General features: G+C 44.5%; 32 protein-coding genes and 2 pseudogenes. 28 read left to right on the top strand and 6 right to left on the bottom strand.

What is annotated here, in order from left to right:
- Positions 1-75, top strand: a pseudogene (locus DD606_RS14460) (IS6 family transposase); the annotation flags it as partial.
- A gap of 33 nt (positions 76-108) precedes the next feature.
- On the opposite strand, the gene DD606_RS26205 reads toward DD606_RS14460, so the two are convergent.
- Together DD606_RS26205 and DD606_RS14450 are read right to left on the bottom strand one after the other, a co-directional pair.
- A complete protein-coding gene (locus DD606_RS26205) occupies positions 109-465 on the bottom strand; it encodes a S24 family peptidase (RefSeq protein WP_004199403.1) in 357 nt (118 codons plus the stop codon).
- A 2-nt stretch (positions 466-467) separates the two neighbouring features.
- Positions 468-707, bottom strand: a complete 240-nt coding sequence (locus DD606_RS14450; protein ID WP_001549892.1) for a hypothetical protein — start codon at positions 705-707, stop codon at positions 468-470.
- A gap of 101 nt (positions 708-808) precedes the next feature.
- Here DD606_RS14450 and DD606_RS14445 point away from each other — a divergent pair, with 101 nt between their 5' ends.
- Entirely contained in the window at positions 809-2,029 is a 1,221-nt protein-coding gene (locus DD606_RS14445) for an ISL3-like element ISKox3 family transposase (RefSeq protein ID WP_000343760.1), read from the top strand.
- 88 nt (positions 2,030-2,117) lie between these two features.
- On the opposite strand, the gene DD606_RS14440 is transcribed toward DD606_RS14445, so the two are convergent.
- Positions 2,118-2,780 carry a recombinase family protein gene (locus tag DD606_RS14440; protein ID WP_001549893.1) on the bottom strand — a complete coding sequence of 221 codons (663 nt, stop codon included), beginning with the start codon at positions 2,778-2,780 and terminating at the stop codon, positions 2,118-2,120.
- 380 nt (positions 2,781-3,160) lie between these two features.
- On the opposite strand from DD606_RS14440, the gene DD606_RS14435 reads away from it, so the two are divergent.
- From DD606_RS14435 to DD606_RS14420, 4 genes are all read left to right on the top strand, one after another.
- On the top strand, positions 3,161-3,823 hold the full coding sequence (locus DD606_RS14435) for a division plane positioning ATPase MipZ (RefSeq protein ID WP_000516402.1): 663 nt from the start codon (positions 3,161-3,163) through the stop codon (positions 3,821-3,823).
- Positions 3,824-3,922: 99 nt separating this feature from the next.
- Positions 3,923-4,207, top strand: coding sequence for a hypothetical protein (locus DD606_RS14430; protein WP_001185481.1), 285 nt, complete (start codon positions 3,923-3,925; stop codon positions 4,205-4,207).
- Positions 4,208-4,412: 205 nt separating this feature from the next.
- Entirely contained in the window at positions 4,413-4,724 is a 312-nt protein-coding gene (locus DD606_RS14425) for a hypothetical protein (protein WP_000469598.1), read from the top strand.
- Positions 4,725-4,759: 35 nt separating this feature from the next.
- Positions 4,760-5,044, top strand: coding sequence for a hypothetical protein (locus tag DD606_RS14420; RefSeq protein ID WP_001043731.1), 285 nt, complete (start codon positions 4,760-4,762; stop codon positions 5,042-5,044).
- 20 nt (positions 5,045-5,064) lie between these two features.
- Here the strand turns inward: DD606_RS14420 and ddp1 (DD606_RS26150) are convergent, their stop codons facing one another.
- The 3 genes from ddp1 (DD606_RS26150) to DD606_RS14405 form a co-directional block, all read right to left on the bottom strand.
- A complete protein-coding gene (gene ddp1 / locus DD606_RS26150; RefSeq protein WP_000877224.1) occupies positions 5,065-5,418 on the bottom strand; it encodes a DNA distortion polypeptide 3 in 354 nt (117 codons plus the stop codon).
- Between the two features lie 187 nt (positions 5,419-5,605).
- Entirely contained in the window at positions 5,606-6,049 is a 444-nt protein-coding gene (locus tag DD606_RS14410; RefSeq protein ID WP_001074369.1) for a hypothetical protein, read from the bottom strand.
- Between the two features lie 8 nt (positions 6,050-6,057).
- Positions 6,058-7,071, bottom strand: coding sequence for a replication initiation protein (locus DD606_RS14405; protein ID WP_001348704.1), 1,014 nt, complete (start codon positions 7,069-7,071; stop codon positions 6,058-6,060).
- 610 nt (positions 7,072-7,681) lie between these two features.
- Here DD606_RS14405 and DD606_RS14400 point away from each other — a divergent pair.
- The 22 genes and pseudogenes from DD606_RS14400 to virB10 form a co-directional block, all read left to right on the top strand.
- A pseudogene (locus DD606_RS14400) lies at positions 7,682-7,834 on the top strand (DNA-binding protein); the annotation flags it as partial.
- Between the two features lie 589 nt (positions 7,835-8,423).
- The gene (locus DD606_RS14395; RefSeq protein ID WP_001025390.1) at positions 8,424-8,939 is read left to right on the top strand and encodes a DnaJ domain-containing protein; all 516 of its coding nucleotides are present in this window, start codon (positions 8,424-8,426) and stop codon (positions 8,937-8,939) included.
- 58 nt (positions 8,940-8,997) lie between these two features.
- Complete coding sequence (locus tag DD606_RS14390; RefSeq protein ID WP_000792381.1) at positions 8,998-9,234, top strand: hypothetical protein; 237 nt, start codon at positions 8,998-9,000, stop codon at positions 9,232-9,234.
- Between the two features lie 59 nt (positions 9,235-9,293).
- A complete protein-coding gene (locus tag DD606_RS14385; RefSeq protein ID WP_000662998.1) occupies positions 9,294-9,845 on the top strand; it encodes a hypothetical protein in 552 nt (183 codons plus the stop codon).
- Between the two features lie 8 nt (positions 9,846-9,853).
- Positions 9,854-10,123, top strand: a complete 270-nt coding sequence (locus DD606_RS14380; protein ID WP_001006717.1) for a hypothetical protein — start codon at positions 9,854-9,856, stop codon at positions 10,121-10,123.
- Positions 10,113-10,355 (top strand): hypothetical protein, encoded by a 243-nt coding sequence (locus DD606_RS14375; protein ID WP_000008707.1) that lies wholly within the window; start codon positions 10,113-10,115, stop codon positions 10,353-10,355. Before DD606_RS14380 ends, DD606_RS14375 begins: the two co-directional genes overlap by 11 nt.
- A 93-nt stretch (positions 10,356-10,448) precedes the next feature.
- A complete protein-coding gene (locus DD606_RS14370; RefSeq protein WP_001099725.1) occupies positions 10,449-10,787 on the top strand; it encodes a hypothetical protein in 339 nt (112 codons plus the stop codon).
- A gap of 74 nt (positions 10,788-10,861) precedes the next feature.
- On the top strand, positions 10,862-11,026 hold the full coding sequence (locus DD606_RS25965) for a hypothetical protein (RefSeq protein ID WP_000004083.1): 165 nt from the start codon (positions 10,862-10,864) through the stop codon (positions 11,024-11,026).
- Complete coding sequence (locus DD606_RS14365) at positions 11,023-11,280, top strand: hypothetical protein (protein ID WP_004199355.1); 258 nt, start codon at positions 11,023-11,025, stop codon at positions 11,278-11,280. Before DD606_RS25965 ends, DD606_RS14365 begins: the two co-directional genes overlap by 4 nt.
- A 340-nt stretch (positions 11,281-11,620) precedes the next feature.
- Positions 11,621-12,166, top strand: coding sequence for a DNA distortion polypeptide 1 (ddp1, locus tag DD606_RS14355; protein WP_001348698.1), 546 nt, complete (start codon positions 11,621-11,623; stop codon positions 12,164-12,166).
- A 2-nt stretch (positions 12,167-12,168) separates the two neighbouring features.
- Positions 12,169-13,329, top strand: a complete 1,161-nt coding sequence (gene mobP1, locus DD606_RS14350) for a MobP1 family relaxase (protein ID WP_004199101.1) — start codon at positions 12,169-12,171, stop codon at positions 13,327-13,329.
- 352 nt (positions 13,330-13,681) lie between these two features.
- Positions 13,682-14,191, top strand: a complete 510-nt coding sequence (locus DD606_RS14345) for a transcription termination/antitermination NusG family protein (RefSeq protein WP_000455437.1) — start codon at positions 13,682-13,684, stop codon at positions 14,189-14,191.
- Entirely contained in the window at positions 14,142-14,378 is a 237-nt protein-coding gene (locus tag DD606_RS14340; protein WP_001348696.1) for a hypothetical protein, read from the top strand. The genes DD606_RS14345 and DD606_RS14340 overlap by 50 nt, the downstream gene beginning before the upstream one ends.
- 45 nt (positions 14,379-14,423) lie before the next feature.
- Positions 14,424-15,068, top strand: a complete 645-nt coding sequence (locus tag DD606_RS14335) for a lytic transglycosylase domain-containing protein (RefSeq protein ID WP_000953538.1) — start codon at positions 14,424-14,426, stop codon at positions 15,066-15,068.
- Complete coding sequence (locus tag DD606_RS14330; protein WP_000916156.1) at positions 15,052-15,342, top strand: TrbC/VirB2 family protein; 291 nt, start codon at positions 15,052-15,054, stop codon at positions 15,340-15,342. Before DD606_RS14335 ends, DD606_RS14330 begins: the two co-directional genes overlap by 17 nt.
- A 24-nt stretch (positions 15,343-15,366) precedes the next feature.
- Positions 15,367-18,120, top strand: a complete 2,754-nt coding sequence (locus DD606_RS14325; protein ID WP_015060057.1) for a VirB3 family type IV secretion system protein — start codon at positions 15,367-15,369, stop codon at positions 18,118-18,120.
- A gap of 9 nt (positions 18,121-18,129) precedes the next feature.
- Positions 18,130-18,900, top strand: coding sequence for a type IV secretion system protein (locus DD606_RS14320; protein ID WP_000716326.1), 771 nt, complete (start codon positions 18,130-18,132; stop codon positions 18,898-18,900).
- Between the two features lie 9 nt (positions 18,901-18,909).
- Positions 18,910-19,167, top strand: a complete 258-nt coding sequence (locus DD606_RS14315; RefSeq protein WP_000759841.1) for an EexN family lipoprotein — start codon at positions 18,910-18,912, stop codon at positions 19,165-19,167.
- Positions 19,168-19,178: 11 nt separating this feature from the next.
- Complete coding sequence (locus DD606_RS14310; protein WP_000235886.1) at positions 19,179-20,234, top strand: type IV secretion system protein; 1,056 nt, start codon at positions 19,179-19,181, stop codon at positions 20,232-20,234.
- Positions 20,235-20,428: 194 nt separating this feature from the next.
- The gene (locus DD606_RS14305) at positions 20,429-21,157 is read left to right on the top strand and encodes a virB8 family protein (protein WP_004199085.1); all 729 of its coding nucleotides are present in this window, start codon (positions 20,429-20,431) and stop codon (positions 21,155-21,157) included.
- Positions 21,158-21,162: 5 nt separating this feature from the next.
- The gene (locus DD606_RS14300) at positions 21,163-22,092 is read left to right on the top strand and encodes a TrbG/VirB9 family P-type conjugative transfer protein (RefSeq protein ID WP_000783386.1); all 930 of its coding nucleotides are present in this window, start codon (positions 21,163-21,165) and stop codon (positions 22,090-22,092) included.
- Positions 22,089-23,303, top strand: coding sequence for a VirB10/TraB/TrbI family type IV secretion system protein (virB10, locus tag DD606_RS14295; protein ID WP_001295060.1), 1,215 nt, complete (start codon positions 22,089-22,091; stop codon positions 23,301-23,303). The genes DD606_RS14300 and virB10 overlap by 4 nt, the downstream gene beginning before the upstream one ends.

Below are 23,303 nucleotides of genomic sequence, written 5' to 3'. Positions count from 1 at the left end.
GGCCAGGCCTCAGCATTTTATTATGGTGATCCCCTGGGCGAAATGCGCCTGGTAAGCAGAGTTTTTGAAATGTAAGGCCTTTGAATAAGACAAAAGGCTGCCTCATCGCTAACTTTGCAACAGTGCCACAATGTGCGTAATGACCCCCCTGACCTCCAACCCGTCCTCATCGTCATCAGGTATAGCCCTGAAGTTATCCAGCTTATCGAGTTCCTGGAGACACCGCTTGGGGTGTAGTCGCAATCGCATGATCCTGAATTCTTGTTCCAGGACACAGAGCACCAAAGACCCGTCAACGGGCGTGCCCCCAAAATCTACTATGAGCAGCGCACCAGGCTTTATCCCTTCCCGGAAAGAGTAGGTATCACTTCGAAAAAAGAATACTCCCGGCGCTCCTGTATTACAGTGCTGATCGAGTGACAGCCTGTTTTCCTGGTAGTCGGTTGCTGGCGATGGAAAACCCATTTTTAACGGCCTCCGTTGGGGTTAAAAAGCATGAATGTCCGGTTCTCTCCTTCCTGAGTGGAAATGTCTTTAAAAACGGTCACGTAGGTTTCAATCCACTGATTTGCTTGGCGACAACTCCAGTGAAAATTAATCAGCGCAAGCTGGCTGACAAAGGCTTCTGTCGTAACTGTCTGACGACCGTTCGGCTCACGCTTAATGCTCGCACGCCAGGCTGAGTCAATTTCATAGTGTCTAGGCATGAAAAACCTCCGATCAATATAGCTGTATGCATATGGGTCTTCCCTTGTTGTGGTGGCTGAAGGCATGATAATGGTGTATTTAATCGCCAGAGGTCACCGCCATGGACGAAAAGTCCCTCTACGCTCATATTCTCAACCTGTCCGATCCGTGGCAGGTAAAGTCCCTTTCTCTCGATGAAAATGCCGGTTCTGTTACTGTCACTATTGAGATCGCTGAAAACACCCGGCTAGCCTGTCCGACCTGCGGTAAATCCTGTTCTGTTCACGATCACCGTCATCGTAAATGGCGCCATCTTGATACCTGCCAGTTCACCACTATTGTTGAAGCCGATGTTCCACGAATTATGTGTCCGGAGCATGGCTGCCTGACGTTGCCTGTTCCGTGGGCTGGCCCCGGAAGCCGGTATACGTTGCTATTCGAATCGTTCGTTCTCTCATGGCTGAAAATCAGCACCGTTGATGCTGTCAGGAAGCAACTTAAGCTCAGTTGGAATGCGGTTGACGGCATTATGACCCGGGCAGTTAAGCGAGGTCTTGCCCGGATAAAAAAGCCATTATCCGCCCGTCATATGAATGTGGATGAGGTCGCCTTTAAAAAAGGACATCGTTACATAACGGTGATCTCCGATCGCGATGGTCGGGCGCTGGCCTTAACGGATGATCGCGGCACAGAGAGTCTTGCCGGCTATCTTCGCACGCTCACTGATGGGCAGTTGCTGGCTATCAAAACGCTCTCAATGGACATGAACGCGGGCTATATAAGAGCAGCGCGTATCCACTTACCCAGTGCGGTTGAGAAAATCGCCTTTGACCGCTTCCATGTGGCGAAGCAACTGGGCGAGGTAGTTGATAAAACCCGTCAGAATGAACATCCGCACCTCCCTGTTGAAAGCCGACACCAGGCAAAAGGAACCCGCTTCCTGTGGCAGTACAGCGATAAGTGGATGACCGAATCCCGGCAGGAAAAGCTGATGTGGCTGCGTGCACAGATGAAGCTGACGAGCCAGTGCTGGGCGCTGAAAGAGCTGGCAAAGGATATCTGGAACAGGCCATGGAGCGAGGAAAGACGGAGTGACTGGCAGAGATGGTTGGCGCTGGCGGCTAACAGTGACGTTCCCATGATGAAAAATGCCGCGAAAACGATAGGAAAAAGGCTGTACGGGATCCTGAATGCGATGCGACACAGTGTCTCAAACGGAAATGCGGAGGCACTTAACAGCAAGATCAGGCTGCTGAGGATAAAAGCCAGGGGATACCGAAACCGGGAGCGCTTTAAACTGGGGGTGATGTTCCACTACGGAAAGCTGAATATGGCGTTCTGAGCCTTCCCACCATGATCGGGGAAGACCCATGCATATACAGTATAAAGAATCAGTTTTATTCTTCAACACACTGTTTATTATGTTGTAACTACTCCCTACCTTCAGGTTCATGGTTCATTTTGTTAACGGTCTGTTGCTTCACAGCTTTGCTGATAGTCGCCCGGCTACAACCCAGCACTTTTTGAATCTGGCTCCAGGAGCTGCCGCTCGCAATCAGCCTGTTTATGGCGTCATAGCGAGACTGATTAACCTGGCGGCCTTTATACTTCCCTTCCCTTTTCGCCCTGGCGATCCCCTGCTGCTGCCGTTCCCGGCGCTGTTCATAGTCTCGCCTGGCGACGGCGGCCAGCATATCCAGCAACATATCGTTTATGGCCGAAAACATTCGGCTGTCAAAATCATTGTGACCCGATGCGAGCCAGGTTGTCGGAACGTTGACGGCCACAACCCGGATATCTTTCTGCCGGATCATTTTCTTCAGTGTGTTCCAGTCCTCCCCTACCAGGCGTGAAAGCCTGTCCACATCCTCTACCAGCAAGATATCGTTTTGCTGACAATCTTTCAGGAGCCGGAACAACTCAGGGCGTTCAAGCTTAGAACCTGATTCATTTTCAATGTAGTAGTTACAGATGCTCAGGCCGCGCTCGATGGCGAAGGTATTTATCGTGTCCAGGGCGCGTGTTGCATCCTGTTCAGTCGTGGATGCGCGTAAGTAAGCTCTGACAAAGCCTTTCGGTACTGTTTGAGTCATTATAGGGAACCAGTTCATTTTGAGTTAACCAGACACACCCATACAGTACCCATTTCAGTTGGTTCAGGGAAGGCACACTCAAAAAGAACCAGCAAACAGACCCCAGCCCTATAGTGACAACGTCACACTAAAAATTTACAACATAAAGATGATGTAAAGACACACCAAGATTTACACCATAAAGCGCACATAAAGACACAGCAACATTTACCATGTAAAGACACCATAAAGATAAATATATCTTTATTTGTGCTTTACATGGTAAAGCCATTGCATTATAAAGACACTGTAAAGACAAAAGTATCTTTACGAAAAACACACCATGTAAAGACATTCATATCTTTACATGAGCTTTACAACATAAAGAGAGGGATTCTGAAATGGGTAAAATCTTGCTTGTCGTATCAGATAAAGGTGGGGTAGGCAAAAGCACCTACGTGGCTAACACAGGCTCAATGCTGGTCAACAAAGGTAAGTCGGTAATTATCCTGAAGACAGATAAAAACCACGATCTGTTGAGCTGGAACGAAAAGCGGACAGATAACGGCTTACTCACTATCCCGGTTCACGCAGCTTACGGAAACGTCAGCAACGAAATTAAGCGCCTTAGTAAGCTGTGTGAAGTTCTCATTGTCGATTGCCCCGGCCACGACAGCCAGGAGTTCCGTAGCGCCCTGACAGTATCAGATATCGTGGTGACACTGGTTAAGCCGTCCTCTGATTTCGAAAGCGAAACACTGACCAGTGTTACAGAGAAAATCCGCACCGCTCAGAAAGCTAACGCAGCTCTGGAACCGTGGGTGCTGTTCACCAGAATCAACTCAGCGAAACCCCGCCACAGAAAAGCGGCCATTGATCTGGATAAATTACTGCGTTCGGACAACATCTGGATTCAACCTCTGAAAACCCGGATATCCGAGCTGGATGTGTATGAAAGCGCCTGTAATGAAGGGGCAGGGGTACATGACGTTAGCCGGGCATCGAGCCTTTCAACAGCGAAAGCACAGATTGAACTTGTGGCACAGGAAATTGGCATTTTATAGAAATATCAACAATATTCATCGAAATCTTTACATTGTAAATACACCATAAAGATACTATGATATTTACAATTAATGCATACCGTACAAGGGGAAATTTTCATGGCTTTAAAACTAAACCGCCCGAACATCGATGAATCTCAGCAACCAGCAACAAACGCAGAAACCGCGCGTTTTATCTCCGGCGCTACCAGAGCGCCTGTAGCGGGTAAACCAAAGTTGATGAACTTCAGACTGCCAGCGTACTTTGAGGAGATCCTGGAAGCGGAGGCGCAGAGAACAGGCCAGAGCAAGACAACCGTTCTAAAGGCAGCGCTGGCCGCATTCGATAACCTGGACGAGAACCTGAAAAACCACTGGCTGCTTGAATCTGCAAAATTAGGGTAGCGTTATGGCTAAGAAAAAGAGATATGTTGTGATGGTTAGAGATAAACCAAATACAGCGGCAATCAGCGATTATTAGCCTGGTTAGTATGGTTCGCTAACAGGCATAATAAGGCCGTTGCCTATGACTGCGGAGAATGGATTGTCGAACCATCACATTGGTTAAGAATTGGAAATCCAAAATAGAAAGAAACCTAAGGAAAGAAAAATGTTCATATTCAGATATATTAAAACTCTTATTAATATCTACTTGTTATACATCCAACCGATATTGGGGATGTTCCTTATAGGTATAGGCTTATGGGGGTTCTATGCACCTGATGAGGGAACTTGTACTAATCTCAATATTGAGTTATGCGCTGTATCAGCTATTGATGTTCTGAAGCCTGCTATTTTTGTATTTTTAGGCATTATTACCGTTGCCGGATGGTACTTTACCGAACTTCAGCCGAAGCTAAGGGGGGAGGGCAAGTATATGAAGGTAAAAACAGGTGTAAAACCGGAAGATTTCGTTAAGTAAAAACCGAGCCTAAAGACGTTAACCGTGGGGGATTTATGAATAAATCATGGCTTGAACAACAGGTGCAAAATGAAAAATTAAAAAAAGTACAGGAAGAGAAAAAAGATGGCACTATCCAAAAAGGATTGTACAGGGTTCGTATAAAAGACAAATACAGGTGGGATTTGTGGGAAAATGATTTCAGAGTTGTTATTGCTTATTCGAAAGATGATGCAGAGCTAAAATTTACAGAAATGACAGGTTTTAATGAGCATTACTATATAGAAAGCATTGAAAAAATAGTGCTTTCAGATATAGAAAAAATCTTACTGGAAAACTGAAAAGATAGTTATCCAGAGGTTTAGTTAAATAATGGCGTCAGTTTTTCAACCAGTAGCAGATCGCTTAAACCGTCTAAAGAAACAACTTCTATACCAGAATCAACAAGTGAATCAACTCCACATACTTCACCGAAGCCGATAACCATAATCGGCTTTCGGTCTATCAAATCAAAAATCACCAAAGGCAATATTACACTGTTAATCGCTTCAAACTCCTGAAAAAACATTTCAGAGCCGTATTCGCTGGCAGGAAAAAGAATCTCACTTAATCTCAAACCATAAAAAATATGGTAGTGTTCTTTAAGGTTATCCTTTAAAATATTAACAGCCTTAGAATATTTTTCGTTAATAAACTCTTTAACCTGATATTTCATAACTCTCTCCAACAAGAACCGACTGTAGGTCACCGGGCAAACGTTGCGGAATGGCGTCAGAGACGTCATTTTGCGGCGTTTGCCCTATCCTGCATCGCAGTGAAAAGAACTCGCCTCGTGCGCTATGATTAACCGATGATAAAAGGCTGAAAGAAGCACTGCAAGCCGACTGGATAACATTGTTGCTTCACGGCTGATCATCATTGGTTGCCTCAGTGCTAGTGTGCTTTGCATCAGGAACCAGAAGACGATACCACGGCATTTTTTTGTTAAGCAGCTCCATCAGGGGAGTGGCAAACAAACTCAATCCCCACAGCGTTACGATTACTGGAATCGTGAAATTTTGCGGCGTCCAGAACTGGCGCTCAAGGTGGAACCATGTAACAACACAGAGCATTCCACCAATCCAGAAAATAGCTTTACTGAAAGCCCCCAGGACTGCCAGAGAAATAACAGAGACTAAATGCAGTGCGCCAGCCGTAGCAAGACGTAGATAAAACCAGAACCATTTAGCGTGCCGGATAACCGGGTTACCGTTCGTTTCTCGCAATCGTTTTTTACGTTCCCGGATGATTTCTTTTTTCAGCTTACTTCGTTCGGCTCCCTGCGGAAACTCATATATTTTAGCCATGTTTTGCCTCACTTATTCTTTTTTGGTGGAACGACTTTGTCAAACTCCTCTAAAAATGCCATATCATCTTCCGAAAAGGATGAGGATTTTTCATTTATACTAAACTCAAATCTAAGCATGTGAGCCATTCTCCCTTTTTTCCCAACAACAGAGAAAGATAACTGATTTATTTCCGTTTTCTCAATTATCTCATTAATGCTTTTATTGATAACATCACGAACAAAAAATGAGTATTTAGGATACTTATATTTCTTCTCCCCTTCCTCAATAGTATAAAGTCCCATTTCCTCTTTTAAATCATCCACGGATATATCAAAAGATTTTTTTGAACTATTCTGACTGTAATATTTCCTAATGACTTGATAAAGGTTTGTTGAGTTTACACTGTTCAACAACACAACTGATTTCAATACCTGAGTGGTATATCTATTTTCAGAACCAATCAACTTAGAAAAATATCGCTTAGCTGTATTTGTGAATTTTATCCGTACAGTTGCAAGATGATCGTAATAGGCACAGAATTCTGTTAAGTTTAAATCCAAGCGATCAGGTATTTTATTCTTAGATGATAGTATCCCAAGTTCATCAGCCAAATTTTTTAAATCATCTCTGTTTAAAACTAACGTAGTTGAAGAAAGAACTTTAGCTCCCTCTTTCAGAGCTGCATAAGAGGCATATTTATCTAAAGAAGTAGCTTTTGAAAAAAAGTCAGCATCAACCTCCAAAATATCATCATCTAACATTTCCTTTGTATCAATCTGGCAAAGAGCCAGAAAAAGCACTCTTTTTGCTGAAAGGGAAAGGGATGCAAGAGTTACCCCAACTTCATTTCTATGTCTAACTTTCGTTAATCCCGTTACTGTCTTCACGATAAGCCTCATATAACCTTTCCTATGTAGGCAAATCATAACCCCACAAAGGTTGTAATTCAAGACAACAATACAACCTTTAATTAAAAAACCTCTCACCTTTAGATATGAAGATCTGAGGATCTTCATATCTAAAGATAGCAACAACCGCATGTTTCACTTGATGTTCAGTCAAACTGTGGAAACCGTTAAAAATCTTCTCACCTTACGTGAAAAATCCTCTCATCTTTAGTGAAAAATCTAACTACCTTAACTTAAAAATCTTCTCACCTTACGTGAAAAATCCTCTCACCTTACGTGAAAAATCCTCTCACCTTTAGCAATTTTTTTCCATAATTTTCAGGTAATTGAAGCGAGCTAAGTTTTTAAGTTTTTAAGATCAAGAAGAAAATATAAGGCTTTTAATGCACAGCGTCTGTGGATAACTCAGCATAAATCCAGAGGATAGATCCGTCTGGCCTCCCTGAGCACTGCACCACCAAAAATTGAGCAAATATTAACCTTAGCGCGTAAGTGCTCTATTGAAACCCCGTGGAAATTCCGCTTCCTCGCTCACTCGCGGGCTTCGCCCTGTCGTTCGGCTGCGGCGAGCGGTGTAATCTCTCTAAAAGATCCAGACGGGATCCTTTTCCGATCCAATTCTTAAATGCTCTCAAAAGCCCTCAGAGGCGTTTTAACCGCTTTAACCCGGTCATGGTTCAACGGAGCGGGTAAAATGCGCTTAGAACGTCATACAGCTCGTTTTTAACCTGATCCCTAATCAGGGGGTATAACAGAGGCGGCCAAAAAATCCGGCCTTGCTCGTCAGAGTATCTACCGCGCATTATCCCCGAACGGAAACCCGACCATCACAACACTTGCACAGCTTGCAGCAGTAGCCGGGTTACAGTTCACTCTCAGTAAGCCCAACCACTAACCTTTCAGACAAGCCCCTCATACCGGGGGGATTATTTCTTACGCCAGCAAAATTTCACGACCGGCGAGGATGGCCAAGTGTTTTTTGCTGGCAATTTTCGTGCAGCAGCTGGCGCCCGGATTCATTTTTTGCTGTCAGGCATCAATCGGTTTCAGCAACCCGCCCCGTAATTCGCTGCTAACGCATCTCATAACGCGCAGATACAGCGCCCCGCGCCAGTGTTTCACACTGACCCGGCGTACCGTTCGCAAGCTCACGCGCTAACTGCGACAGGCTAAACATCGTCTGATAGTCAGAAATTGGCCTGGCAGGGGTGAGGGGGGTTATCGCTCTCATTCGGGCTTGTTGGTTCGCCAGTCCTGGCGAACGTCTCCGGCGCGATGTTACGACAGCGCATTATGTAACTACAGTTCGCGCCTCTTTCGGAAATCCCTTCATGCGCGGTAAAGCAATATACATCTTTATGTAATCTTTACAATGTAAAGCATTAAAAATGATTCCATAACCATCATTTGATGGTATAATGAATTTGTTGGTTGGGAATGGTTCCCTGCCAGATTCCAGAAGCCCACACGGGCGGGAGCGAAAAATGAATATTCAGGAAGCATTAAACGTTTTTGGTTTATCCGGTGATCTGACTGAAAAGGACATCAAGGCGGCATACAAAAAAGCGGCTTTAAAATATCATCCAGACCGCAATCCATTGGGTGCCGAGCTGATGAAAGCAGTAAATGCTGCGTTTGATTTTCTCATGGCTAACATTGATAAAATCAATCAGTTTCAAAGCACTGATGAAAACGCACGTTACAACTACGGTGAAGATCTGGAAAAAGTTCTGAATACGCTTTCCGGCCTTACAGGGATTGTCTATGAAGTTATTGGTAATTGGGTCTGGATTAGCGGAGAAACTAAAGAACACAAAGACATTTTAAAGGAAATGGGCTGTAAGTGGGCATCTAAGAAAAAACAATGGTTTTACCGTCCTGAAGAACACAAAAGCCGCTGGAACCGTAAAGAACACAGCATTGAAGAAATTCGTGAAATGTATGGTACAGCGGGTAAACGTAAGGCGTCAGGCTGGACACGTGTAGAAGCAAGCGCATAACCGGAATGGGGGCGAAAGCCCCCTAGAACATGGCAAAGATTGATTCGGAGACACGTTGATGAAAAACAAGACCATAACGGAAGCGGAGCTGATAAACATTTTTGAAAGTTACGGAGCCTACATTTGCCCGGATGAGATCGAAGTTACAGCCAAAGAATGCAATGAAAATGGTTCAGTCTTGCACCGTGGCTTAAACGCAGAAGGATGGGCGCATCTTTTTGCGAAGGAAGAAGCATATCAGCAGGAATGCGAAGCCCAGGAAGCTGCAAGTGATGATGGACACTTTGATGAATAGTCTTAAAACTGCCGTAATTCGATTTACGGCTTTTTTATTGAGTTCAAAAGGCTGAATCGATGAAAGAACAGAAAAATTTCTTTGAACGGTATAAACCGGTGTTTGAAATCGTTTGTCGAATCCTGGGGAACGGCTGGCGTGTAAATCTGCTCGATGATTGCCAGTACAGGATTAAGCTAACCTCACCTGATTTTAAAAATTACTCTATACATATTCGAATGGAGAAAGGAAGGTTAGTTATCATTGGAAGCGTAGATAGTCGCAGCTGGAGAAGTCCTTACCATACTTGCACAGTATCGCCAGAGCGTAACCCTGTAGAAATCGCCGCCGATATTGAAAAGAAAATCCTGTCGGATGCTTTAGATAATGTAGATATGGCGCGAGAGTATGAACAACAGTTACAGCAAAAACGCGAGAAAAAACTGATCCTGAAAGGAATGCTATCTCGTTTAGTGCATCTTGAAAGCTGGCATGGGACATTGACCGGGTTTAAAGTTGAGAATGGGTTAGATGGTAACGTATCAGAACGGGGCGACGGATATGAAATGGTAATTCGTGGCCTGAGTGTAGATCAGCTCATAAAGGTAGCGGGGTTTATTAAACAGCTATGAGGCAAAAAATGAATGAAGTCCTGAGCGACAGGAAAAACAAAGGTAATGTAACATACAGGATTGTTGTGTCTGAAGATGCAACACGTTTGTTTATTGAACTTGAAAAACTGATGAAGGTACGCTCTAAAGAAGCGGATAAAAAAACAACTAAAAAGATTGTTTTCCAAAAATCATTTTATTACGAAGAATTCTCGAACGTTAAAGATGAAATTGATGATCCAATTTTATTGAAATTCTATACAGATACTATTGTGAAGGTACAAAATCATGAGTTTTAAGCCAACACCTGAAGAGGTGAAACAAGCACGTATTAAAGCTGGCTTTACGCAGCAGGAAGCCGCTGAACGGTTTGGTTTTACGTTATCAGCCTGGCAAGCCAAAGAAACATCCGGTAAAACGTCTCGTGGTTTAGCCGCTGGTACGTATGAATTACTTTTGCTCCTGGCTGATGAACATCCAGATTACCAGCTCGTTAAGAGAGAAAAAAATCAGGATAAAGTGACTAAATAAATTGCATTACCATCATATGATGGTATAATTTATTTGTAGGTCGGGAATAGTTCCTTACCATGATCCAGTAGCCCAAACGGGCGGGAGACTAAAATGAACACGTATGTTATCACTTTCCAGGCTTTAAACACTAAGAAAGAAAAAATCACCTGCTCTGCTTTTGTCCATTCAGAAACTCTCTTCCTTGCCGTTCATTCTTTCGAAGATAAAAATCGCGGTCGTGGTTATGTTATCACGTCTGTTAGTGAATTGTTGTCCGAGGAACTGACGGCGAAAAATTCCCTCAAGAAAAATATTAACTTTTGGTTTAATGAGTGTGGTTTAAGTAAATCTGAGGTTATAAACGAAGTAATTAACTGGAAGAATTTCGCATATACCCTTAAAGAACTGGAGGAAGCCAAAAATGAAGCGATAAGAGAACTGCGGAGTTAATCAATTAGGGGTGGTATCAGGTTGTGGAGGCAACCTGATACCGTGACACTCAATTCCCTCGCGAGGAATATAAAATGTCGGAACGCATGTTATCAGCAATACAGACTGTTGAAAAGGGTGGGCGTCCGGTTTTTCCCTTGATGCCATTCTCTGCTTTTCCTGAGTACATGGCATTACTCAGAAAAGCCCTGGAAAAGAAAGAAACAAAAGCACTGATAGAAAAACAGGAGGTGCTATGAAAAAACAGGAGTTTTTAGATTTTATCAGTGCAGAACAGAGGCGGGGAGCTGTCCGGTTTTCGCTGGGATTTAACAGCAAAGGGGAAATTGTATTGCACTGGACTAACGAGGCCGGGTTAAGAGTCTGGAGTATACTAAGCGGTAACAGGGGAAAAAGTCCCAGCCGGGCAAACCGGGAAAGAATGAGTAACCTCCGCCGCTGGCTCCATGATGCCCGGCAGGGCATGGAAGGCGACACACCAGAGGCAGAATAAAATTCCCGTTCCTGAATCGCCGAAGCCCTCCCGTTTACGGGAGGTGCTTTTTTTGTATATTCCGTAAAACAGCGCTCGCGCCCCCTGCCAGGCCATTCGCGTAGCGAATTTATTTCCGCCCAAGTTAGCCGCGAATCCGTTGTCTCCGGTCGCAGACGCACCAGATCACAGCCACGATAGCCTTTCATTTTTTGCATTTCGATGGACGCTGAAGCACAATTTATGTGTGGAGGTAGTTCACTGCGATGCAGGATAGGGCAAACGCCGCAAAATGACGTCTCTGACGCCATTCCGCAACGTTTGCCCGGTGACCTACAGTCGGTTCTTGTTGGAGAGTTTTATGAAAAAAGTTCAATTCAGGATTGAAGAAAGCCAACATGATGATCTACTTGATTGTCTTAAAACACTTTATCCAGATGAACCGGGTTTAACCGTGGCAAAAGGAATGAAGCTGCTTGCCAATGCTTTACTGAAAAGCAAGGTTAAAAATGAAGATGTTAATGTGTCAAAAGACAATGATGATTTTATCAAAACCACAATGTATTTGACAGGGAAACAAAGAACTTTAATAGAGAAAGCGGCTCATCGTCATGGCTGGAATTTATCCAGAGAATGTCGTTATCGAATCCAGACGACACTTGAAAATGAACTTGATTTTTTCGATCAGGAACTTCTGGTGATGAATCGTTGCCGTAATGCAATAGATAAAATAGGGCGAAACTTTCATTATATTATCGTTAATGATAATGCCAGAGTACTTGATAAAGATGGGTTCTATCAGGACGCTGAGCGGTTGAGTTCAGAGATAATGAGTCTCAAAAGTGAGTTTGAAAACTACATTATGTTATGCAAAGGGCGAACTGTTTCTAACAAGGTTGAGGTGTAATCATGGGCGTTTATGTTGACAAGGAATTCAGGGTTAAGCGTAAGTCCTCTGAAGCTGGCCGCAAGTCTGCTTTCGCCCATAAAGTTAAAAATGGTGGTAAAAACTATCAACGCAACGTTCAGGAACGTATCAACCGCAAGGGTGCCAGTAAGGAGGTTGTTGTCAAAATCTCAGGAGGTGCGATTACCCGGCAGGGAGTTCGAAACAGTATTGACTATATGAGCCGGGAGTCAGAGCTGCCAGTGATGAGTGAAAGCGGTCAGGTATGGAAAGGTGATGAGATTCAGGAGGCTAAAGAGCACATGATAGATCGTGCTAATGACCCTCAAAATGTTTTCGATGATAAAGGTAAGGAAAATAAAAAAGTAACCCAAAATATTGTGTTTTCACCGCCTGTATCAGCAAAGGTAAAACCTGAAGATCTGCTTGAGTCTGTCAGGAAAACGATGAACAAGAAGTACCCAAATCATCGTTTTGTGCTTGGCTATCATAACGACAAAAAAGAACATCCACACGTGCATGTCGTTTTTCGTATTCGTGATAATGACGGTAAACGAGCTGATATCAGGAAAAAAGATTTACGGGAAATTCGTACAGGTTTTTGTGAAGAGCTGAAGATGAAGGGCTATGACGTTAAAGCCACTCATAAGCAGCAGCATGGACTTAACCAGTCTATTAAAGATGCGCACAAAACAGCGCCAAAACGACAGAAGGGCGTTTATGAGGTTGTTGATGTTGGCTACGACCATTATCAGAACGATAAAACCAAACCAAAGCAGCATTTCATAAAGCTTAAGACACTGAACAAGGGCGTGGAGAAAACATATTGGGGGGCTGATTTTGGTGAGTTAACCACTCGCGAGAACGTTAAGAAAGGTGATCTTGTTAAGCTGAAGAAGTTAGGACAAAAGGAGGTGAAAATCCCTGCACTTGATAAGAACGGTGTACAGCATGGCTGGAAGACTGCACACAGGAATGAGTGGCAGCTAGAGAACCTGGGGGTTAAGGGCATAGACAGAATCTCTTCATCCAGTAAAGAGCTGGTGCTGAACAGCGCGGAGATGATTAAGAAACAGCAACTCCAGATGAGAAATTTCTCGCAAATAAAACAGTCGATGATTCAAAGCGAACAGAAAGTGAAAATCGGAATTCGTTTAGGATAATTCATACTCTCCGGTAACTTATTGATTAAGATCGATTTATTTATCTTGTTAGCAGAGTTTTTGTAAAAAGTAACTAGCGGTAAAAAATTTAGTTAACTTGACTATAAAATAAGCGCATGGTGATCAATCGATCTGCTTTTTTGTTATCAAATAGCATATGTATCTAGATATAAATAAAATACAAGCACAAACAAAATGAAATGTGTCGTAAATGCGATCTAAAGATCTGCTTGTGTGGTTGAACGCAGCACATGTAGCTGATAAAGTTTTTATGAGATGTAAATTTGTCCTTTTGTTTTTTTTCTCTGATTCGGGGTCATCCGAGTCGAGAGAGCGCCTGAAAGGAAAAACTATGGAATGGTATGTTTTGCAATTCACCACTACGAGATTTGCAGCAGTTTTTGCTCATCTCGAACGCCTGAACTTCTCTTACTTCTGTCCTATGGAGACTGAAAGGTATCGTCGCCCGGATAAGATAATTTCATATCGAGAAAGACGTTTGCCGCTTTTTCCCGGTTATCTTTTTATCCAGGCAGATTTTGAAGAGGTTCATTCCACTACAATAACTGCTATCCCTTACGTACAACGCTTTATCTCATTTGGCGGTGAGCCTTTACCTGTACCAGAAGATGTGATGGCGGAGCTTTTGTACAGACAATCACATACAACAGCTCAGGCAAATCTTTTAAGGAAATCAATTCCACACGATTTTGCTGAAATTCTACTCATGGATAATCCGCAGCAAAGAAGTATGGCTTTCATCCACTACATCACAGAGAGAAGCTTAACCCACAAAATGAAACGGAAGAAAAATGACTGCTACCCGAAAAAAAACCGCAACGAGACGCAAGCCCCAACGTAATACACTCTACCTGCCCTCAGCTTCTCGTGAGGAACTGGATAAAATTGCTCTGGAGATTGGCTATCGCAGGGGGCGACGTATTTCAAGCTCTGGTGTTGTCCAGTACCTCATAAAAAAATATTCCAGCCAGGCTATTGAGGAGCTGATAAACGAAGACGATGAAGACGATGACGACTTCGATGACTAACCATTCAGTCTAAACTTTCCGCGCTGTTCTGGCCGGGAGAAAATCATGTTATCTACTACTGCTTTTGCGGCGCTTGCTTTGCAATGCGCGGCCAGCGTTCATCCCGATACTGCGCATGAAGTTGCAAGGGTTGAATCTGGTTTTAACCCATATGCTATTGCCGAGATAATACCGAAGGTTGAACGTAAGCCCGGTGACAAAGGCGTAGTGTCCTACTTTCCCAAAACTAAGGAGGCTGCACTCCAGATCGTAAATCAAATTGAATCACGAAATCATCGTTACTCAGTCGGTCTTATGCAAATAACGAGTACGAATTTTGCAAACTTCAATACAACCGCTGAGAAAATGTTTGACCCCTGCGAAAATCTCAAGGTTTCAGAGCAAATTTTGGTGGATTGTTATAAACGTGGTGGCGATATTTTACGTGGCCTGAGTTGCTATTATTCCGGCAATCCAGAAACAGGAACTAAACCTGAATCAGATTTTAATAACACCAGTTATATACAGCGCATAGGGTTTAATCCGCCTGATAACAAAAAAAACTGGGTGGTTCCTTCAGTTAAAGATGCAATCAGAAAGGAGAATGTAACACAGAGTATCAAACCTAAAGAAGTTACCGTATATCCCCAATATGCCATGCGTGGCACTGTTTTAGATGAAAAGGAAACAAACGATGTTAAAACTCAATAAACGTTATTTAACTCTTTCTGTATTTATGGCTGCATTGATGCTTTGTGTAGCAGAACCCGCCTTTGCTGATGATGTATCCACTAAAACAACTGGCTTCTTGCAGAAGATTATCGATTTTCTGACGGATATCCGTAAGCCAGCAATCACCATCATTGCGCTGGTAATTGGTTATATCGCTATCTTCTCACGCCAGCATGCAGCGTGGATTACGCCTTTAATTATCGGGATTATCATCTTTATTGTTGCGCCATATCTGCCTGACTGGTTAGCGTAATATGTAATAAAAGGGGGCGTAAAAATGAGTACCGTTTTTAAAGGGCTGACACGCCCCGCTTTGATTAGGGGGCTGGGCGTTCCGCTCTACCCCTTTCTTGGAATGTGCGTTATCTGCGTTTTGCTTGGTGTCTGGATTCATGAGGCTATGTATGCCCTCATCCTCCCTGGCTGGTATGCCATCAAGCGAGTTACGAAGATAGATGAACGCTTTTTTGACCTGCTTTATCTGCGAATGCAAATCAAAGGTAATCCTCTGGCAAACAAGCGCTTCAATGCCGTCCATTATGCGGGGAGTTCGTACGACGCAGTCGATATATCGAAAGTGGACAATTTTATGAAGCTTAAAGACCAGTCTTCTCTTGAAGAGTTAATCCCGTATTCATCACACATCACTGATAACCTCATTGTTACCAGAAACCATGATCTACTGGCGACCTGGCAGATTGACGGAGCTTATTTTGAATGTGTAGATGAAGCGGATCTAGCCTTGCTTACTGACCAGCTCAATACGCTGATACGTAGTTTTGATGGGAAACCCGTTACCTTTTATACGCATCGTATTCGGGTTAGAAAAGAAGTGCGACCTGTATTTGACAGCAAGATCCCATTCGTCAACAGAGTGATGAACGATTATTACGAATCGCTTTCGGCGGCTGAGTATTTTGAAAACAAATTATACTTAACCGTATGCTATAAACCGTTCAGCGCTGAAGATAAAGTGACGCATTTTCTTTCAAGGAAAAAGGGTAATAAAAATATCTTCGAAGAACCCATTAATGATATGAATGAAATATGTGGCAGATTGAGCACCTATCTCTCCCGGTTTCATTCCCGTCGTCTTGGGTTATATGAAGAAAATAATATAGTTTATTCAGAACAGCTTACGCTGTTCCAGAAACTGCTATCCGGGCGCTGGCAGAAAGTCAGAGTCACCAATAGTCCGTTTTATACATACCTGGGTGGTAAAGACCTGTTCTTTGGTAACGATGCTGGACAAATCACTGCCTCTGACCATGCCCGGTACTTTCGTTGCATCGAGATCAAGGACTACTTTCAGGAAACGGATGCCGGAATTTTTGATGCACTGATGTATCTCCCGGTTGAGTATGTACAGACTTCCTCTTTAACTCCGATAGACAAGCAGTCTGCAATCAAGGCGCTGGATGATCAGATCGACAAACTCGAAATGACCGATGATGCCGCTAAATCCTTGCTCGCTGATTTGAAAGTTGGTCTCGATATGGTCTCCAGCGGCTATATTTCTTTCGGGAAAAGTCACCAGACACTGATTGTTTACGCAGATTCGCCGGAGCGTCTGGTGAAGGACACCAATATTGTAACGACGACCCTGGAGGATTTAGGGCTGATCGTAACCTATTCAACCTTGAGTCTTGGCGCAGCGTATTTTGCTCAGTTACCTGGTAACTACACGTTACGGCCACGCCTGAGTTCTATCAGCAGTCTGAACTTTGCCGAAATGGAAAGCTTCCATAATTTCTTTACGGGCAAGGAGAAAGGAAATACCTGGGGTAACAACCTTATCACCCTGGGCGGCTCAGGAAATGATATTTATAACCTGAACTATCACATGACTACCGAGCATCAAAATTACTTCGGTAAAAACCCCACGCTGGGGCATACCGAAATTCTTGGTACGTCAAACGTGGGTAAAACGGTAGTGATGATGACTAAGGCTTTCGCCGCCCAGCAGTTCGGAACGCCGGAGTCTTTTCCACCTGAGAGGAAATTAAAGAAGTTAACTACAGTATTTTTCGACAAAGATCGGGCAGCGGAACCCGGTATACGTTCAATGGGAGGTGCTTACTTTCGGGTGAAAGAAGGAGAGCCGACTGGCTGGAACCCTGCGGCTTTGCCACCAACCAAACGAAATATTTCCTTTATGAAAGACCTGGTGAGGCTACTTTGTACGCTTAACAGTGAGCCGCTTGATGATTACCAGAACCGCCTGATTTCTGATGCCGTTGAGCGCCTGATGCAGAGGTCAAACCGCTCTTATCCGATCAGTAAGTTGCGACCACTCATTCTGGAGCCTGATGATACTGAAACCCGGCGGCATGGGCTTAAAGCACGCCTGAATGCCTGGGTGCAGGGAGGGGAATTTGGCTGGGTGTTTGATAACCCGGACGATACGTTTGATGTGGACAACCTGGACGTTTTCGGTATAGACGGAACGGAGTTTCTGGATAACAAAGTACTTTCCAGCGCCGCTTCATTCTATCTCATCTACCGTGTCACCATGCTGGCTGATGGCCGCCGACTCCTTATCTACATGGATGAGTTCTGGCAATGGATTAACAACGAAGCGTTCAGAGATTTTGTTTATAACAAACTCAAAACCGCGCGTAAGCTGGATATGGTGCTTGTCGTAGCGACACAATCGCCGGATGAACTAATTAAATCACCTATCGCGGCTGCCGTTCGTGAGCAGTGCGCAACACATATTTATCTGGCGAACCCCAAAGCGAAACGTAGTGAGTACGTAGACGAGTTGGAAGTGAGAGAACTTTATTTTGACAAAATTAAAGCCATTGACCCGTTATCTCGTCAGTTCCTGGTCGTCAAAAACCCACAGAGGAAGGGGGAAAGTGATGATTTTGCGGCTTTCGCAAGACTGGATTTGGGAAAAGCGGCGTATTACCTACCGGTTCTCAGCGCATCGAAACCCCAGCTTGAACTGTTCGATGAAATCTGGAAAGAGGGTATGAAGCCGGAAGAGTGGCTTGATACCTATCTGGAACGTGCAAACCTGATTTAAGGAATCCCTATGAAAAAGCATATCGTTGCGGCACTTATCGCCTCTGTTACGGTTATTTCTGGTGCTCAGGCTGGTGTTCCCGTTGCCATTGATGCAAACCCTGAATGGGCTGTCGAAGCGCAGCGCTGGACAGAACGCCTCAAACAGTGGCAGGACACCGTGAACCACTACCAGAAACAGATTAATGCCTATAAGCAGGAGCTGCTGACCAAAACGGGCATTCGTGATGTTCAGGGACTGGTGCAGTCTGCGCAATCTGTCAGTAAGGAGCTGGAGAATATTTACGACCAGGGGAACTCCTTCATTGATGATTACATTAAGAACCCGGAAGCCACCCTGTCTGAGCAAGCCAGATCACTACTGGCCGATTATAAGGTGACAAACACCTGTAAGGGGCTGGGATATACGGGCGACCTGGTGCGGGGCTGTGAAGCCTCGTTCCTGTCCCAACTGGCGGGGATCGAGTACGGCAATAAGCTGGAAAGTAAACTGCGTGAAGATAATCAGGAAATGGCCGACCTTATCGACCAGGTGAAGAACGCCCAGGACACGAAAGCCACGCAGGACGCGACAAACGCTGTATCTCTGGCAAGCCTGAAATTTAACAAGCTCAAATTTCAGTATGAAATGTATCGCGATAAGCAGCGCGATCTTGCAGAATACAAGGAGAAAATGTTACAGGCTGCTTTCCAGGAGAAACAATTAGGGGCTGTTAATAAAGAAACTCCAGTTGTTGATTATAAGGCAGCATTTGAGCAGCAGAGTTATGAAATGAACTGAGGGGGCATTTTGAAAAAATATGGATTAGTTGCGGCGTTGGGGCTTACATTCTTTCTTACCGGGTGTGAAGAGGTTAAATCTGTAGACTGGTGGCAGTCTCACGTAGACGATGCAACGAAAAAAGTAGCTGAATGCAAAAAGTCTGGGAGTGATAGCGAAAATTGTAAAAACGCTAAGGAAGGTTTGTTTAGGTATAAGCAATTACATCCTAAGCATGTTGACTATAAAGATGCATTCAAAAATGTATTGGGTAAAGATGGAAGTTAAAAGGAGCCACTATGGCAACTTCTAGGTATTTCCAGGCCGCTCATGACGTTATTGTTAAAACTCTTGACCAGTCTTTGACTGGTCAGTTAGATAACTTTTCTTCAATAGCGTCTCAGTTGGGTAAGTATGGTATTTCCATTTATATATTGTGGTATGCTTATACCACAATAGTTGGGAAGCAAAAAACCGCAGTGCAGGATTTTTTATGGAATCTATGTCGATTCTGGTTAATTCTTGTTTTTGTCAAAAATATGGGGGGGTGGTTAGATAGTGCAACTCAGGCCATTGATGGGCTGAAGGAAACATTTGCAGGAGGTGATCCTTGGAAATGGGTTGACGAGCTTTGGGAGAAAGTTCAGCAGGTAGCTGCATATCTTATGTCCAAAGATACTTCGAAGTATGTGAAAACAGATGGGGCAATCGCATCTTTATTAACATATGCTGGAGGGATAATTGCATTATTGCTAACTTCAATAGTTTATCTCGCCGCCGAAGTTACTATTAAGATACTTACTATTACCGCGCCGTTGTTTATTATTTGTCTTTCATTTGGTTTTTTAAGGCAGATGTTTAATAGCTGGCTTCAGTTAATATTTAGCTCATGCTTCATATTCTTGTTTTGTGGACTGGCAATTAAAGCGGGAATGACGTTCCTTAATGGCATTCTGACAATCTCGATAGCTAACGCAGATGAATTAAATCTGATATCAACAGGTGCTCAGGCCGGGGTTGCAGGTGCATTTATGGCCTGGATTATCTGGCAAGCCAAAACCTATGCTTCCCAGCTCGCAGGGGTAGGTGTTGAAGGCGCGATGCAAGGGGCAGCCGCAATGGGGATTGGTGCTGGCGTGTTCGGCGCTTCCCGTATGGGGCGTAATCTGCTTGGTATGGGTAAAAATGCAGGGATTGGCGCATGGAAAGGCGTTCGCCGTCAGGATGGAGGGTTCAACCAGTCTCCTGGTGTATCCGGTAAGTTGGGGAATCTGACCGGGCAGGGCGTTAATATTGGCGCTAAGAGGCTTCGCCAGGCTGCGATAGATGCGGCGAAAAAGAAATATGGAGGTTAACCGATTTATTATTTAAATCTGTCAACTCTGAGTATTCCGCAGTAAATATTCACTCCTCTATTTAGGTTCTCACATTATGAAACTACTTATCACGGCTATCGTGACGCTTTGCCTTGTCGGATGCCAGGCGTCACATAAACAACCTCCGGTATCCGGAAAAAGCGAACCTGTTAATTCAGCAGAGGTAATGCGCAATGGGGTTTAAACTCTCAGGATTAAAACTTCCCGGTTTTAACAAGAAAAAAGAAGTAACAGACTCTTCAACTACTTTTGAAGAGAAAAATGTATTGATGCAGGAGAAAATGAACCGCATTTATAAATTCGGTGGTATTGCAGGAATTGCCGTAGGTGTGTTGTCTCTGCTGGCACTGAATGGAGCGCTACCGTTAAAGAGTACGGTTGTCGAAGCTTATCTTATTAATGGTGTCACTGGCGTTGCTGAAAGACTGACTTCTGTTAAAAAAGAAAACCTCTCTGAAAATGAAGCGCTGGCGAAATACTTCATTACTCAGTATGTGAAGCGTCGTGAAGGGTATAACTATTTCAGTCTCCAGCATGATTATGATTATGTTCTGTTATACAGCGCTGAGAATGTGGCGACGGATTACAACGCTTTAATCAACGGCAACCAGTCACCAAAGGTTATTTATAATAAAGCGGAAAAAACCGCATCTGTTCAGGATAATCCGTCCGTGATTATCAGTCCGTCATCCCGGCGCGATGATAAGGATATGGGAGCATATATCCGGTTTAAATTAACCATTCGAAATGTCGCGACAGGCCAGGATGATTATGAATACTGGAACGTCCGGTTGACCTACCGTATTGAACCACAGGTCGAAATGGCATCGGGTGACCGAAACAATAACCCGCTTAAATTCGTTGTAACGAGCTATGTACGCGATAAAGAAGTGAAAGGGTGAAAACTATGAAAATGAATAAAGGAGCGCTAATTGTGGCGCTTCTGTTGGTGTCGCACGTCTGCCATGCAGCCGTTACGCCAGCAGCCAGCCGTTTTGATCCCCGTAATCAGATTGTCAGTTATAACCCGCAAAACACGACAGTCATAAACAGTGCGGTTGGCTATACAACCACACTGGTATTTGACGAGGATGAAACGGTCATCAGTGCCAGAACCGGCTTTCCCCAGGGCTGGGAAGTGAACAAAGAAGATAACCTGGTGTATCTCGAAGTGAAGCCCGTCAAACAGACCGTACAGAAGAACAGTACCGATGACAATGGCAACCAGTCTTCAGAGGTGGTCAGTGTAGCCCTTGATCCTGAAAACGACCTGGAACGCTGGCGAACAAACCTGTTTGTTCGCACAACAAAACGTAATTACAGCATGGAGCTGAACGCCCGAACGTTCCGGCAGCCGGATAAGATCGCGTTTGTTGTTAATTACCAGTACCCGCAGGAACGCCGGAAGGAGCAAGCCGAAATCGAGAAGAAACGGATTGAGGCTCTTAACAAGCGGCAGGAGGAGCAGGCAATCAACCGTTCTCTTGAAAATGCGAAGTCGCCCAAGAACTGGGATTACTGGAAGCGGGTAGCTGACGGCAGCCAGTCAATCAGCCCGGATTATGCGTATGACGATGGCCGCTATACCTGGTTTGGCTTCAGCCCCCTGAAGAAAATCCCCAGCGTCTTTGTTATGAGCGGCGAACAGGAAACGCTGACTAACCCGGTAGTCAAAAACAGCGGTAGTTTCACCGTTGTTGGTGTTCCTGTAGACCAGCGCTTTGTTTTGCGTATGGGAAATCAGGTTGTTGGGGTTGAAAACCGGGGCTTTGGCAAAGTCCGTCTTCCGGCAGGAGATACCGTTTCCCCGAACGTTGAGAAAGAGGTGATCCAGTGAGCGAACAGGAAAATAAAATCCCGACCGCTGTAGAAATTGAACAGGCACTACGGGAACGGCATCAGAAAGAAATTGAGCAAAACGATAAAACGGATAAGGGAGATGAAGATGACGGTAAATCAGTAAAACGCCTGGGTATCGAGAAGCTTAAAAAATCGCGTAAGGGGCTGGTGATTATTGTGGCCGCTTTCCTTCTGCTGGCCGCCGGGGTGTCTGTCTACTATATCCCGTCGATTATTCGTGCAATGTCCAGCGGTGATGATAAGCCTGCCAGTAATGCGGTATCTACTGGTTCAGTAAAACGCGCGACAGGACTCAGCGATGATGTTGATCCATTCAACACCAGGGAAGAACCGGCTAAGACGGAAGAACGGAAGGAAAGCAGCGGCAAAGCGGAAACGCCACCGGAAAAAGTACAACAAAACTTCAGTCGTGCGCTGGATGTGGCCTATGGGGGGAGCAGCTCTGCTTCCTCAAATTCCGGTGGTAGCTCATCAACGGCCAGCAATACCAGGAACGAGGGGGACGGCAGTGACAAACAGGCAGAGGTTCAGCCTGTTAATGCAGGGCAACCCGCGCAGCTTTCTAAAATTACGCGCGTTCCTTATGACCCTAACCTTTTCATTCCTGAAAATACCGCGATTAAGTGCTCGCTGGACAGACGATTTATTTCTGATCTGGCTGGCAAGCTGGTCTGTACGATTAATGAGGACGTATACAGTGCAAACAGGAATGTAAAGCTAATTGAAAAGGGAACAGCCGCATATCTGATGTATAAAACGGGCACGTTCAATCATGGTCAGGGAGCCGTGTTTATCGCTGCTACGAAGCTTAGAACACGTAAGGAACCTTTCATTGATATTCCGCTGATTGATACACAGGCGGCGGGAGCGCTGGGTGAGGCCGGGGCTTCAGGCTGGATTGACACACATTTTGCAGATCGCTTTATGGGCGCGATGATGGTTGGCATGATCCCCGATGTGGCACAGGCCGCAAGTGGAGCGGCTAAAAGTAATAAAGACAATCAGACCGACTATACAGCTAACAGTCGCCAGGCTTTTGCTGATATAGCACGCGAAGCGTTTGCAAACAGCGTAAATATCCCTCCAACGCTTTATAAAAACCAGGGGGAAATCATTACTCTGATCGTTGGTCAGGATTTGGATTTCTCCAGCATCTACAAATTAAAAATGGTGGGTACCCGGAGGTAA

It is taken from the genome of Enterobacter cloacae complex sp. GF14B (assembly GCF_004136805.1).
GTDB classification, from domain to species: domain Bacteria; phylum Pseudomonadota; class Gammaproteobacteria; order Enterobacterales; family Enterobacteriaceae; genus Enterobacter; species Enterobacter hormaechei_C.
This window is presented reverse-complemented; position numbering and strand designations above follow the sequence as displayed.